13 protein-coding genes are annotated in these 13,207 nt (G+C 57.6%); 7 read left to right on the plus strand and 6 right to left on the minus strand.

What is annotated here, in order from left to right; translation table 11 throughout:
• Position 1 precedes the first annotated feature (1 nt).
• From BS627_RS17790 to BS627_RS17815, 6 genes are all read left to right on the plus strand, one after another.
• Positions 2-1,573 (plus strand): type II and III secretion system protein family protein, encoded by a 1,572-nt coding sequence (locus BS627_RS17790; RefSeq protein ID WP_373692764.1) that lies wholly within the window; start codon positions 2-4, stop codon positions 1,571-1,573.
• 62 nt (positions 1,574-1,635) lie between these two features.
• The gene (locus BS627_RS17795; RefSeq protein WP_077984609.1) at positions 1,636-2,316 is read left to right on the plus strand and encodes a CpaD family pilus assembly protein; all 681 of its coding nucleotides are present in this window, start codon (positions 1,636-1,638) and stop codon (positions 2,314-2,316) included.
• Between the two features lie 34 nt (positions 2,317-2,350).
• Positions 2,351-3,634 (plus strand): CpaE/TadZ family protein, encoded by a 1,284-nt coding sequence (locus BS627_RS17800; RefSeq protein ID WP_077984503.1) that lies wholly within the window; start codon positions 2,351-2,353, stop codon positions 3,632-3,634.
• 33 nt (positions 3,635-3,667) lie between these two features.
• Positions 3,668-5,140 carry a TadA family conjugal transfer-associated ATPase gene (locus BS627_RS17805; RefSeq protein ID WP_077984504.1) on the plus strand — a complete coding sequence of 491 codons (1,473 nt, stop codon included), beginning with the start codon at positions 3,668-3,670 and terminating at the stop codon, positions 5,138-5,140.
• Between the two features lie 15 nt (positions 5,141-5,155).
• Complete coding sequence (locus tag BS627_RS17810) at positions 5,156-6,160, plus strand: type II secretion system F family protein (RefSeq protein WP_077984505.1); 1,005 nt, start codon at positions 5,156-5,158, stop codon at positions 6,158-6,160.
• A 9-nt stretch (positions 6,161-6,169) separates the two neighbouring features.
• Positions 6,170-7,156, plus strand: a complete 987-nt coding sequence (locus BS627_RS17815) for a type II secretion system F family protein (protein WP_077984506.1) — start codon at positions 6,170-6,172, stop codon at positions 7,154-7,156.
• A 45-nt stretch (positions 7,157-7,201) separates the two neighbouring features.
• Here BS627_RS17815 and BS627_RS17820 read toward each other — a convergent pair whose 3' ends face one another.
• Positions 7,202-7,912 carry a tetratricopeptide repeat protein gene (locus tag BS627_RS17820; RefSeq protein WP_162520590.1) on the minus strand — a complete coding sequence of 237 codons (711 nt, stop codon included), beginning with the start codon at positions 7,910-7,912 and terminating at the stop codon, positions 7,202-7,204.
• A gap of 256 nt (positions 7,913-8,168) precedes the next feature.
• On the opposite strand from BS627_RS17820, the gene BS627_RS17825 reads away from it, so the two are divergent.
• The gene (locus BS627_RS17825) at positions 8,169-9,563 is read left to right on the plus strand and encodes a leucyl aminopeptidase family protein (RefSeq protein ID WP_077984508.1); all 1,395 of its coding nucleotides are present in this window, start codon (positions 8,169-8,171) and stop codon (positions 9,561-9,563) included.
• A gap of 107 nt (positions 9,564-9,670) precedes the next feature.
• On the opposite strand, the gene pncB is transcribed toward BS627_RS17825, so the two are convergent.
• The 5 genes from pncB to BS627_RS24370 all read right to left on the minus strand — a co-directional run bounded on the left by pncB (position 9,671) and on the right by BS627_RS24370 (position 13,201).
• On the minus strand, positions 9,671-10,975 hold the full coding sequence (gene pncB / locus BS627_RS17830; RefSeq protein ID WP_077984509.1) for a nicotinate phosphoribosyltransferase: 1,305 nt from the start codon (positions 10,973-10,975) through the stop codon (positions 9,671-9,673).
• 210 nt (positions 10,976-11,185) lie between these two features.
• Positions 11,186-11,545, minus strand: coding sequence for a hypothetical protein (locus tag BS627_RS17835; protein ID WP_077984610.1), 360 nt, complete (start codon positions 11,543-11,545; stop codon positions 11,186-11,188).
• A 94-nt stretch (positions 11,546-11,639) separates the two neighbouring features.
• The gene (locus BS627_RS17840; protein ID WP_077984510.1) at positions 11,640-12,491 is read right to left on the minus strand and encodes a C40 family peptidase; all 852 of its coding nucleotides are present in this window, start codon (positions 12,489-12,491) and stop codon (positions 11,640-11,642) included.
• Positions 12,492-12,509: 18 nt separating this feature from the next.
• Positions 12,510-12,854, minus strand: coding sequence for a MarR family winged helix-turn-helix transcriptional regulator (locus BS627_RS17845; protein WP_077984611.1), 345 nt, complete (start codon positions 12,852-12,854; stop codon positions 12,510-12,512).
• Positions 12,855-12,907: 53 nt separating this feature from the next.
• A complete protein-coding gene (locus tag BS627_RS24370) occupies positions 12,908-13,201 on the minus strand; it encodes a hypothetical protein (protein ID WP_131829429.1) in 294 nt (97 codons plus the stop codon).
• Between the last annotated feature and the right edge of the window lie 6 nt (positions 13,202-13,207).

A 13,207-nucleotide genomic window follows, 5' to 3' on the forward strand; every position in this document is an offset into this window, starting at 1 on the left:
CATGACAAACCGTCTCAAACAACACCTGCGTTCATCGATGGCGGGTGGGCTCGCATTCTGCCTTGCCTTTTCAGGCATCCCCGGCCAGCACTCCCCCAAATTTTTGCGTTTCAGCGAAGCAGAGGCGCAAAGCGCAAGCGTCGTGCGGATCACCGAAAGCGGTGCTGGCACTCGCAAACGCTTGAAACTGGGTTTAAACAAGGCCCTGGTTATCGACCTGCCTGAAGATGCTCACGATATCCTTGTTGCCGATCCGAGCCTTGCCGATGCCGTGACCCGCACGTCCAGACGAATCTATCTCTTCGGTAAAACGGTCGGTCAGACCAATATTTTCATTTTCGGTGACGGCGGCAGGGAAATCGTCAGCCTCGATCTGGAGGTGGAGCGCGATATTTCCGGGCTTGAGGCCAATATTCGCCGCTTCATTCCCGAGTCTGACATCAAGGTGGAAATCGTTTCGGACAATATCGTTCTGACGGGATCGGTGCGCACACCGCAGGACTCCGCACGCGCCGTGCAGTTGGCGGACGCCTTTCTAAAGGGCGGTGAGGCCACCACACGCAACATATCGCTGACGGGCGGCGACAATGGTGGCGATGCGGCGATTTTTGCCGAGCGCCGGCAAGTATCGCAAATCGTCAATATGTTGACGATTGAGGGTGAAGATCAGGTGACGCTGAAGGTCACCGTTGCCGAAGTCAGCAGACAGGTTCTGAAGCAACTCGGCTTCAACGGGTCGATCGGCAGTACAACGAGCGGCAATGGTTTCGAATTCGCAAATCCGTCCAATCTCGGCAACGCGATCGATGGAGCGTCCCGGATCGCCAGTGGTGCGATTGGTTCTGGCTCCCTTAGATTCGCTTCCTACCTCAACGCCATGGAGCAGGCCGGCGTCATGCGCACCCTGGCAGAGCCGAGCCTGACAGCCATTTCCGGCGAGCAGGCCAAATTTTACGTGGGCGGTGACTTCCGACTTGCCGCTACACAAGAAATCGAGATTGATAACGAGACGAAACAGCCGAGCAAAGTTATACGCGAGACACAGACGGTAGACTACGGCATCACCTTGAACTTCAAGCCGGTGGTGCTTTCACCAGGCAGAATAAGTCTCAAGATCGAGACCAATGTCTCCGAACCCACCTATGAAGGCAATGTCGTCACCGGTAATTACGGGCGGGGCGTTCCAGGCTCGACCTATATGTCCGTGCGCAAGCGCGAGACCTCCACGACGGTCGAACTTCCCTCGGGAGGATCAATCGTGATCGCGGGCCTTGTCCAGGACAATGTCAGGCAAGCCATGTCCGGGCTGCCGGGCATCTCGAAAATTCCTATCTTCGGTACGCTTTTCCGCAGCAAGGACTTCCTGCGCAACGAAACGGAACTGGTCATCATCGCGACGCCCTATCTGGTACGGCCCGTCGCGCGCAACCAGATCGCCCGGCCGGATGACAACTTCAATCCGGAAAACGATGCCGCCATGTATTTCATGAACCGCGTCAACAAGGTCTATGGCCGCAAGGACCAGGTCCAGGCGGCGCCATACCAAGGCTCCGTGGGGTTCATCTACAAATGACGACGAGTTCCGCCAATTCCCAACCCGATCTCGCAGCAAGTCCGGACCGCGCAGGTGACATCATGCACGCAAACACTCACCGCCCTTTCGCAAAACAGATCGGCCTTGCGGCTGTCGTCGCTGTTGTCGCGGGGTTGCTACAGGGCTGCGCCCGTGACCCCATGACGACCAACGCGATCCCCGATGACTATCGCACCCGCCACCCGATTACGCTGTCCGAAGCCGAGCACTCGCTCGACATACCCGTTTCTGCCGGCGATAGCCGCTTGACCACTGCGATGGCAGACAATGTTCGTGGCTTTGCCCAGAATTATGCATCCATGTCGACGGGCATAGTCAATATTCAAATACCTTCCGGCTCCGCCAACTCCGCGGCGGCATCACGAATGGCAAAACAGATTCGCTCAGCGCTTTCGGGTGCGGGTGTGGCGCCAGGAAAAATCATGCAGACGAACTATGCCGCCTCCCCGAATGGCGACGCCGCGCCCATCCGCCTGAGCTATGTTGCGGTTACCGCCATGACTGGCCAGTGCGGCCAATGGCCCGAGGACCTCTCGGATAATACCTTCGCCAACAAGAACTGGTACAATTTCGGATGCGCATCCCAGAGCAATCTCGCAGCGCAGATCGCCAATCCCATGGATCTCGTCGGCCCGCGCGGCATGAGCCCGATCGATGCCGAACGCCGGGCGGTGGTCATCGATACCTATCGCAGCGGTACTTCGACGGCACCGACAAACTGATGCAGATCCACGATTTCTCACGGCAGGAAAAACAATGAGCGCTGTAGAATACGATATCAAGCCAAGCGGCGGCGCGGAAATCGAACCGCCGTTACGCGCTTCGGATATGGATCGCCTGCGGCCCCTGCCCCGCATTTCCATTCATGCCTTCTGCGTCAGCGACCATATGCAGGCCGTCATGGAAGCGCTATCCAGCGACAGGCGCATGAGCAAGGTCACGCTGCGGGTGACCAAGGGCGATATCAATGCGGCGGCGACAATGTTTTCCGCATCGCCAACGCCTAATCTCATCATTCTCGAAACAGCAAGCTCACCCGCCTCACTGCTGGACGATCTCGCGCCTTTGGCGGAGGTTTGCGATCCCTCCACGCGTGTCATCATCGTCGGCCGGCACAATGACATAACGCTCTATCGCGATCTCATCCGCAACGGCATCTCCGAATATCTCGTCGCTCCAATCAATATGGCCGATCTCCTGGGTTCGATCGCCGCGATCTTCGTCGATCCGGAAGCGGAGCCGCTTGGCCGTAACATCGCCTTCATTGGCGCCAAGGGCGGTGTGGGCTCGTCCACCATCGCGCACAATTGCGCCTTTGGTATTTCCAGTCTTTTTTCCACGGAAACCATTCTAGCTGATATGGACCTTGCCTACGGAACGGCGAATATCGATTTCGATCAGGACCCTGCCCAAGGCATGGCTGAAGCGGTCTTTTCGCCGGAGCGGCTGGACGAGGTGTTTCTCGACCGCCTTCTGACGAAATGTTCCGATCATTTGTCGCTTCTGGCAGCGCCGTCTCTTCTCGACCGCACCTACGATCTCGATCGTCAAGCCTTTCTGCCGATCCTCGAGGTTTTGCAGCGCAGCGCCCCGGTTGCGGTTCTCGATCTTCCCCACCAATGGTGCGACTGGACGCGGGCAGTCCTTGCGGAAGCCGATGAGGTGGTCATAACGGCCGTTCCCGATCTCGCAAACCTGCGCAATACGAAAAATCTCTTCGACGCGCTGATAAAGCTGAGACCCAACGATAAATTGCCGCATCTCGTTCTCAATCAGGTCGGCATGCCCAAACGTCCGGAAATCGCGCCGGCGGATTTCCTTGAGCCGCTTGAAATCGAACCGATCGCGATCATCCCGTTCGACGCATCATTATTCGGAAATGCCGCCAATAGCGGCCGAATGATCAGCGAGATGGATGAAAAATCGCAAATAGCGGAAACCTTCTCGCAAATCGCCCACACCATCACAGGCCGCTCCGTGCTGCGCAAAAGCAGGCGCGGCGGCCTCGAAAAACTGAAGAATATTCTCAAGCGCAAGTAGGGCTTTTGCCTGCGCCCTTAGACGGAAACGCCGATGTTCGGAAAACGCGGGCCTGAGGGCCCAGCCAGAAGCACGAAGCCGGAACCTGTTGCACCTGTACATATGCAGGCGGTGACGGCGCCTGAACCTCGTTCTGCCGCGATTGACACTCTTGAACCCGGCCAATCGCCGGCAATGCGTCAGGCGACCGCAAGCGTACCGCCGGCACAGAAAAAACGCGCCCGCACGGAAGATTACTACAATACCAAGAGCCAGGTATTTTCCGCACTTATCGATACGATCGACCTTTCGCAACTCGCCAAGCTCGACGCGGAGAGCGCACGCGAGGAAATTCGCGATATCGTCAACGATATTATCACGATCAAGAATTTCGCCATGTCGATCGCCGAGCAGGAAGAGCTGCTCGAAGATATCTGCAATGACGTTCTTGGTTACGGGCCGCTGGAGCCTCTCCTCGCTCGCGATGATATCGCCGATATCATGGTCAACGGTTCCGGCCAGACCTTCATCGAAGTCGGCGGTAAAACCATCGAATCCGATATTCGTTTTCGTGACAATGCGCAGTTGCTTTCCATCTGCCAGCGCATCGTCAGCCAGGTCGGCCGACGGGTGGATGAGTCGAGCCCGATATGCGACGCGCGCCTACCGGACGGATCGCGTGTCAACGTCATCGCGCCGCCGCTCGCCATCGACGGTCCGGCGTTGACGATCCGAAAATTCAAGAAGGACAAGCTGACACTCGACCAGCTGGTGCGTTTCGGAGCGATTACGCCGGAAGGCGCGACATTGCTCAAGATTATCGGTCGCGTCCGCTGTAATGTCGTCATTTCGGGCGGCACCGGCTCCGGCAAGACCACGCTTCTCAATTGCCTGACGAGCTTCATCGACAGGGATGAACGTGTCATCACCTGCGAAGACACCGCCGAACTGCAGCTGCAGCAACCGCATGTGGTGAGGCTCGAAACACGTCCGCCGAATATCGAAGGAGAAGGCGAGATCACCATGCGCGATCTCGTCAAGAACTGCCTTCGCATGCGACCCGAACGCATCATCGTCGGCGAAGTGCGCGGACCGGAAGTTTTCGACCTTCTCCAGGCCATGAACACCGGTCACGACGGTTCGATGGGAACGCTGCACGCCAATACGCCGCGCGAATGCCTCAGCCGTATCGAATCGATGATCGCCATGGGCGGCTTCACCCTGCCGGCCAAGACCGTGCGTGAAATCATCTCAGGCTCGATCGATGTCGTCATTCAGGCGGCGCGTCTGCGCGACGGCTCGCGCCGGATAACGCAGATCACGGAAGTGATCGGCATGGAAGGCGATGTCATCGTCACCCAGGATCTGATGCGATACGAGATCGAAGGCGAGGATGCGCAGGGCAGGCTGATCGGCAGACACGTATCGACCGGTATCAGCAAGCCCAATTTCTGGGATCGTGCACGCTATTACGGTGAAGAAAAACGCCTGGCGGCCGCGCTCGATGAGATGGAAAAGACATCCTAAGGGAAAGCGACTGCCATGGACCCGACAATAGTGTTACTGGCCGTACTCGTCGCCATCTCGGCAGGAGCACTCGCTTATGCGTTTCTTTTCCAGCAGATAGAGGTCGAAAAAAAGACCACCAGTCGTTTCAAGCGGGTGCGGGCCGCAGAGACGGATCACGCAAATATCAAAGCTGCGCGCGATCGGGTTCAGGAGCTCAGCAAGCGCCGCAAGTCCATGCAGGACAGCCTGCGGGACATGGAGAAGAAACAAAATGAAAAGGCGAAAAAAACAAAGAATGTCAGCCTGCGCGATAAACTGATGCAGGCTGGGCTGGTAATTTCCGTTCGGCAGTTCCACCTTCTGAGCCTTGGCGCGGCAGCTTGCGCCGCTTTTATTGCACTTATCTACGGTCTGTCGTTAATGACAGTTCTCTTCGTCGCCGCTGTTGCGGCCTTGGGACTGCCACGCTGGGTATTGGCGTTTCTCCTCAAGCGCCGGCAGAAAAAATTCCTCGAGGAATTCCCCAATGCGCTTGATGTCATGTGCCGCTCGATCAAGTCGGGTTTGCCGTTGAACGACGCGGTACGCCTGATCGCGTCAGATGGTCAGGAGCCGGTAAAGACAGAGTTTCAGCGAGTTGTCGATGCGCAGCAGGTTGGCATCGGGATTCCCCAAGGGATAGAGCGTATGATGCTGACCATGCCGCTTTTCGAAGTGAGTTTCTTCAGCATTGTCATCAATATCCAGGCACAGGCAGGCGGCAATCTGTCGGAGGCGTTATCCAACCTTTCAAAGGTGTTGCGCGACCGAAAAAAAATGCGCGCAAAAGTGAACGCCCTATCCATGGAGGCAAAAGCGTCTGCCGTCATTATCGGCGCATTGCCTTTCATCGTTATGCTGCTGGTGCACTTTACGTCACCTGACTATCTTTCAGTCCTGTTCACGGATATGCGCGGGCACATCATTCTGGGTGCATCTGGACTATGGATGCTCATAGGAATTTTCATCATGCGTCAAATGATCAATTTCGATATTTGAGGGTCATCAATGACAAGGAATCTCCTTTCAGACCTGACAAATCCGCAGACCATTATTGCGATTCTGGTAACAGTGGCAGTTTTCGCCACTCTTTATACGCTCATTACGCCTTTCTTCGAGCGAAAAGACTTTGCCAAGCGCATGAAAGCCGTATCGTCGGAGCGAGAACTCATTCGCAGCCGCGAGCGCGAGCGACTTGCGACAGCAACCAGAGACGGCAAGACCTCCCTGCGAGGCAACAACAATAAGTCCGCACGTCGAATCGTCGAAAAATTCAACCTCCGGGAAGCACTCGCCGACAAGAACACAATGAACAAGCTGCGAGCAGCCGGTTTTCGTTCGCAAAATGCGCTTAATACATTTCTCGCCGCCCGGTTCATCTTTCCGTTCATTTTCCTGGCCGTGGCATTCACCTGGGTTTTTATTCTCGGAAACCTGGCTGATCAGGCTTTTGTCGTTCGGCTGATGGCGGTGCTTCTTTTCGGCTATGTCGGCTTTTACGCCCCCAATATCTATGTTTCGAACCGCATGACCAAGCGACAGGCATCGATCAAACGGGCATGGCCGGATGCGCTTGACCTGATGCTGATCTGCATCGAATCCGGTGTATCGATGGAAGCCGCCATGCGCCGCGTAGCGGAAGAGATGGGCGAGCAGTCACCTGAACTCGCAGAAGAAATGATTCTGACGACAGCGGAATTGTCCTTCCTTCAGGACAGGCGTGTCGCTCTTGAGAATTTTGGTATGCGCACACAACTGGACGGTGTCAAAAGCGTGGTGCAGGCCCTTATCCAGGCGGAGCGGTACGGCACCCCCCTCGCCCAGGCCCTGCGCGTTCTCGCGCAGGAAGGCCGGGACGAGCGAATGAATGAAGCCGAGAAAAAGGCCGCAGCGTTGCCGCCCAAACTGACTGTACCGATGATAATATTCTTCCTGCCGGTTCTCATCGCCGTCATTCTCGGGCCTGCCGGCATTCGTGTCGCCGACACATTCTGACGACGAACCATCAGGGCGCGGCCCCTCTATGACTGCAAAAGCGTATCAACCGGCCGGCTTACCGTCCTTTTTCGCCAGTTGCTGCCAGGAGTTCTGCTGTGAAAGCATTGCGCGCAGATAGGTGAGATTTGCCTGCGCCTGTTGTGGCGAGAGTTCCTGAACCGCGATGCGCTCGGCTTCGGCAAAGCGGCCCTGTAGACCGACCACGAGCGCGAGGTTCTGGCGAACGCGGCTATCGGCGCCCGGCTGGGCGATGGCGGATTGCAGATATGTTTCGGCAGTGCGCGGATCGCTCGACAGGACGTAAGACATGCCGAGGTTGGACAATACACTCGGGTCGTTCGGCTTCAGGTCAAGCGCCTGCCTGTAGCGGGAACGCGCCTCGTTCGAACGTCCAAGCTGATCGAGCACGGCGCCCTCGGCGGAATAAAGCCGCCAGTCGGGCCGGTCCGGCGTCTGTGCCCGCTGGATGGTCGAAAGCGCCTGTTCCAGCTGGCCGGCAGCCGCCTGCGATTTGCCATAGGCGGCAAGCACATCACGGTCGGCCGGATTGGCGATGGCGATCTGCTGCATGACGGCGAGAGCCTGTGTGTTCTTGCCGGTCATCATCAGCACGCTGGCATAATTCATGCCCACCGATTTGTCCTTGGGATTGCGTTCATAGGCTTTGCCGGCGGTCTCTTCCGCCTGCCGAAGCTGCTCCATGTTCAGATGGTCGTAAGAACGCGTGGCCGCGGGAATGGAGCCGGTGGACATGCGATCGGGCTTGTTGGCGCCCGCGCATCCTGAAACCGCAAGAACCAATGCGGCAAGACATGCTCCCCGCAGCAACCCTGTCCGGCCTGTCTCGCCCAAAGAAAATGCAGTCATGGCAGCGCCCCCGCCCGAGAATGATCGATCTTGCGCCCGACACACGACAGACTCACATGACGCAACTTTCGCTTAAGCAATAATCTGTTAACCCTAACAGAGCGTTAATCGCACCGATTCTCGACATTTACGGAAGCATATAATGGCGCCCTATCAGTTCATCGAACGCCCGACCCCCTTCAGCTCCAAGGCCGGCAGCACATTGCCGGTTTTCGCCGTCACGCCGGCCCATATCGAACAGGGCGCCATCGACCCTGTCGCTCTGGATTGGGCGAAGAAGGCGGGGTTCAAGGCGGAGGCGGGCGCTATCCTCCTCGTTCCTTCCGCCGATGGTTCGCTGGGCGGCGTGCTTCTCGGCCTCGGCGGCAATCCCTCGGAAATCCCCTTCATCACCGGGAAACTCGCCCGTGAACTGCCGGAAGGCGAATGGCACATCGAGACCGCACCCCTGACGGCCAATCGGCTCGCTCTCGGTTTCGGCCTCGGCAGCTACCGCTTCGACAAATACAAGACCACCAAGGCGAACGGGGCAAAGCTCCTTATTCCGCAGGATGCGGAAGACGGCGAGATCAAGCGCGTTCTGGCCGGCGTTTTCCTTGCGCGCGATCTCATCAATGTTCCGGCCAACGATATGGGACCGGATGAGCTAGAGATTGCCTTCCGCGCGCTTGCCGCCCATTACAAGGCAAAGGTGAAGGTCACTACCGGCGATGATCTGCTCAAGGAAAACTTACCCCTGATCCATGCTGTCGGTCGGGCCAGCGAAAGCGCGCCGCGGCTTCTGGAGATGAGCTGGGGCAAGAAGGGCAATCCGCGCCTCACCCTTGTCGGCAAAGGCGTCTGCTTCGATACCGGCGGCCTCGATATCAAACCCGCCGCCTCCATGGCCTTGATGAAGAAGGATATGGGCGGTGCCGCCAATGTTCTCGGCCTTGCGCTGATGATCATGGATGCGAAGCTGCCTGTCGATCTGCGCGTTCTCGTGCCGGCGGTCGAGAACTCCATTTCCGCCAATGCCTTCCGTCCCGGCGATATCTATAAGAGCCGCAAGGGGCTGACGGTACAGATCGACAATACCGACGCCGAAGGTCGTCTCGTTCTGGCGGATGCGCTCGCTTATGCGGACGAAGATGCGCCGGACCTGATGATCGACATGGCGACGCTGACGGGTGCGGCGCGTGTCGCGCTCGGCCCGGATCTGCCGCCCTTCTACACCGATGACGAGGATCTGGCGCATGATATCGCGGAAGCCAGCATCGATACGGACGATCCGTTGTGGCGCATGCCGCTCTACATGGGCTACGACAAGGATATACGCTCGCGCGCAGCCGATATCACCAATGCGCCTTCGGGCGGCATGGGCGGATCGATCACCGCCGCCCTGTTCCTGAAACGTTTTGTCACCAATACCAGGCGCTGGGCGCATTTCGATATTTACGGCTGGTCTCTGAGCGAAAGGCATCACTCATCGATCGGCGGCGAGGCGCAGGGCATCCGCGCACTCTTCCATTATATTGCACACCAGTTTGCGAAGTAATCTGCTGATAGGTCAGGCTTCCACGGGCGCTTCCTCAACCGGAGCGCCCGTTTTCAATTCGGAGCATTCCGGACGGAAAACCGGGCTCCAAGTTTCCTGGAAAAGCTTTAAACCAGCACCTTCTGTTCCTTATGGTCCTCTTCACCGAAGAACTTCAGGTACCGTTGCACCTCGCCCGGATCACCGGTCGCCTTTTGCGGGTTGTCCGAGAGCTTCACCGCCGGCCGGCCATTGGCGTCGCTTACCTTGCAGACGATGGAAATCGGCTTGAGGCTGGCGATGGTTTTTGGCGCGCAACCGGCAAAATCATTGGTGAGGTTGGTGCCCCAGCCGAAGCTCATGCGAACCCGGCCTTCGAAATGCCTGTAGGTATCGATGATGGCGTCGACATCGAGACCGTCGGAGAAGATCAACATCTTCTTGCGCGGATCGCGGCCCATCTTCTGCCACCACTCGATGATCTTTTCGCCGCCTTCGATCGGCGGGGCGCTGTCGGGACGGAAACCCGTCCAGTCTGCCACCCATTCCGGCGCGTTGCGCAGGAAAGCCGCCGTGCCGAACGCATCCGGCAGCACGATCAGCAGGTTGCCGCCATAAAGCCGGTTCCAGTCCTTCAGGACCTGATAGGGAGCGGCGGCCAGTTCCTCATTCGTCTGCGCCAGCGCCGCGACGACCATCGGTAGTTCATGCGCGTTCGTGCCAACGGCTTCGAGATCGGAATCCATGGCGAGCAGGACATTGCTCGTACCGGTAAAGGCAGGACCGATGCCTTCCTTCAGCGCTTCCACGCACCAGCGTTGCCAAAGGAAACTGTGGCGGCGGCGAGTACCGAAATCGGAAATGCGCAGGCCCGGCAGCTCGCGCAGCCGCTCGACCTTTTCCCACATCTTGGCCTTGGCGCGGGCATAGAGCACATCGAGCGTGAAATAACCGAGCGAACGCATGGCGCTGCGCGAGCGCAACTCGTTGATGATGGCGAGCGCCGGGATTTCCCAGAGTGTCGTGTCCATCCAGCGGCCATGGAAATTCAGCTCATATTGCCCGTCGCGCTTGAAAAGCTCGTATTCGGGCAATTGATAGCTCGACAGCCAGGAGAGGAATTCCGGCTCGAAAATCTGCGAGCGGCCGTAAAACGTATTACCCGCAAGCCAGATATTTTCCTTCTTGGAAAGACGCAGGGTACGCGCATGATCGAGCTGCTCGCGCAGTTCCATCTCGTCGATCTCTTCCGCCAGCCGTACCGTCTTCGTGCGGTTGATCAGGGAAAATGTCGCGTCGACTTCCGGATAGAGCTTCCAGATCATCTGCAACATCAATAGCTTGTAAAAATCCGTGTCGATCAGGCTGCGGACGATCGGGTCTAGCTTCCAGGTATGATTGTGGACACGGGTGGCTATATCGGTCTTCGTCATACTTGCATTCCCCAATATCGGCCAAAGGTCAGAATAGCCGATGTCACTCCGCACCCTGGCAGGTATCAACCTGTCATGCGGAAGATTTATCTGAAAAAGCGACAACAAGTCCAGAGCACCCGCCTGGCAAATGCCTGCCACCACAGCTCACGCATCGATTTTCCGAAGACCACAAAGGGGTTTTCGGTCCGGCGTTCAAACCATGCGGCTTCAGAAGGTCGGGTCGACGGGGTTTATGCCGGGATACCAGTCCTTGGAGACCGGATTTCTGCCGCCGAAACTGGAAATGCCGTTTTCGTCGGTACAACGATACCCCTGAACGGGAAGCCCACGGCTGCCGAAAACATCCCGGTAAGGACCTCGGGAATATCCGGTCACACCCAATGCGCTATGGCAGTTGTAACGGACCTTTGGCTGCAGCGTTCGCGGGTCCTTGACGCCCGGCAGGTTTGCATAGGCATCCGGTGCGGGGGCAAAACCATTCTGAAAAACGGTCTGCGCCTGCGCAGGGGCGCTCAGTAAAATCGCTGTGACGATCGTTGCCAGTCGTGTTGCCGTTCTCGTCTTCATCGTTGCCAGTCCCATACCACCATCCAACCGATGTAGGCGTCGGAAACTCTCCCACAAAGGGCCAGGCAGGCACAATTTCGTGAAAGCCGCCTTCTCAGTCCTCCAGCCGGCGGAAAGCCGTCGGCTTTTCGTAAAGCCAGCCGATGCGCTCGATGGCCGCATCGAGATTTTCGCGTGCAACATTCATCGTATGGCCATTGGCATGCAGCAAGGTTTCCTCGTTTTCCATGAGGCCGACATGGCCCTTCCAGAAGACGAGATCGCCGCGGCGCAATTCATCCCGCTCGATTTCCACACCGAGCGACTTCACCTGCATGTCGGTATCGCGCAGAACCCGCCGGCCCGTCATGGCCATGGAAAGCTGCACGAGGCCGGAACAATCGATACCGAAGCCGGAGCGGCCGCCCCAGAGATAGGGCGTTTCGATAAAGCGCAGCGCCACCGCCACATAATCTTCGTCAAGCGCCGCGTCGACGGCCTGGCAATGGGCGGCGATGATGCCTTCGCCTTTTTCGGTCAGCAGGTAACGGGTACCGCGTGTCTCCGCCTCGCCTACAATCTGGATCAGGCTACCCATGGACAGTGCTGCGACCGGCGGTTTGCGCAACTCAGCGGCTGGATAGAGAAAAGTGCGCGGCGCAGTCACCCGATGGGTGGCGACAACGACATCGCCAATCGCCTTTTCCGGCACATAGCCGGCATAACCATCCGCATCCGCCTGCACCCATGCCCAGCCGTTCGCCCGGTCGAAAACACGGATGGTTTCGCCAGACAGCAGCTCGGTATCGATGCCGACGGCAAGATCCGGCGTCGGCCGCAGGCCAATAACCGGCACCGCGATCTGGGCAGGTGAGCCGCTGACAAAACGTTCGGCCTGCACCACGCCCTGCAGCTTTTCATCGGCGAGATCGGAGCGGAAGACATTCAGGCGGCGGTCGAGCATCATGGGTTTCACATCCAGGGGTTAGATCTTGCGTGCCTGATCAATAATCAGGTCGCCGAATTTTTCCAGATAAAGCGCACCAGCCACCGTACGTTTTATCACGACATTGCGCTTGTCCCGCTCATCCCGAACCCGATCGACGAGTCCGAGAGCGCCGAGGCTGTCGAGCGCGCGGGTAATGACCGGTTTGGTGACTCCCATCGTTGCCGCAAGCCCCCTGACGGTGTGTGGTGGCGTGACGAGATAAATCTGCAGCAGGATGGCGGTTTGACGCAAGGTCAAATCCGGCTGATCGTCAATGACCTGCGTCGTGGACACACGATGCCAGAGGCCAAGCGCCTCCGAGGGCGACAATTGTGCAGGCAAACCTTGCCCCTCCAGTCGTTTTCTTACCTTTTTCATTCAAGAGAACGGAAAACTCAAGAACCATCCCGCACAAACAGAACCGCCGCACGGCGCAGATCAGAAAGATCGCGCGGCGCGGCGGTATTTGTTGACCCGTTTTCGGGCCATGATGTCCCCTCTGGACTTGCAGAATGAGAAGCAGGAAGCGTGCCAGTTTTGATGCAACGCGCAAATATTCGTAAAAACAGCAACTTAAGGGAAAAATTCGTCTTTTGGCGAAATTTTTCGCAAAGGATAAACAGCAATAAAAATAGGCAAAAATAACTCAATGCATAAAAATTGCCTTCCGCCGCGACAGCGGAAGGCAAGGATAC

The sequence above is a fragment of the Agrobacterium salinitolerans genome (assembly GCF_002008225.1).
GTDB lineage: Bacteria > Pseudomonadota > Alphaproteobacteria > Rhizobiales > Rhizobiaceae > Agrobacterium > Agrobacterium salinitolerans.

Excerpts from the sequence above, each read along its gene's own strand:
- BS627_RS17790 (WP_373692764.1), top strand. The coding sequence starts at position 2 with ATGACAAACCGTCTCAAACAACACCTGCGTTCATCGATGGCGGGTGGG.
- BS627_RS17795 (WP_077984609.1), top strand. The coding sequence starts at position 1,636 with ATGCACGCAAACACTCACCGCCCTTTCGCAAAACAGATCGGCCTTGCG.
- BS627_RS17800 (WP_077984503.1), top strand. The coding sequence starts at position 2,351 with ATGAGCGCTGTAGAATACGATATCAAGCCAAGCGGCGGCGCGGAAATC.
- BS627_RS17805 (WP_077984504.1), top strand. The coding sequence starts at position 3,668 with ATGTTCGGAAAACGCGGGCCTGAGGGCCCAGCCAGAAGCACGAAGCCG.
- BS627_RS17810 (WP_077984505.1), top strand. The coding sequence starts at position 5,156 with ATGGACCCGACAATAGTGTTACTGGCCGTACTCGTCGCCATCTCGGCA.
- BS627_RS17815 (WP_077984506.1), top strand. The coding sequence starts at position 6,170 with ATGACAAGGAATCTCCTTTCAGACCTGACAAATCCGCAGACCATTATT.
- BS627_RS17820 (WP_162520590.1), bottom strand. The coding sequence starts at position 7,912 with ATGTCCACCGGCTCCATTCCCGCGGCCACGCGTTCTTACGACCATCTG.
- BS627_RS17825 (WP_077984508.1), top strand. The coding sequence starts at position 8,169 with ATGGCGCCCTATCAGTTCATCGAACGCCCGACCCCCTTCAGCTCCAAG.
- pncB (WP_077984509.1), bottom strand. The coding sequence starts at position 10,975 with ATGACGAAGACCGATATAGCCACCCGTGTCCACAATCATACCTGGAAG.
- BS627_RS17835 (WP_077984610.1), bottom strand. The coding sequence starts at position 11,545 with ATGAAGACGAGAACGGCAACACGACTGGCAACGATCGTCACAGCGATT.
- BS627_RS17840 (WP_077984510.1), bottom strand. The coding sequence starts at position 12,491 with ATGATGCTCGACCGCCGCCTGAATGTCTTCCGCTCCGATCTCGCCGAT.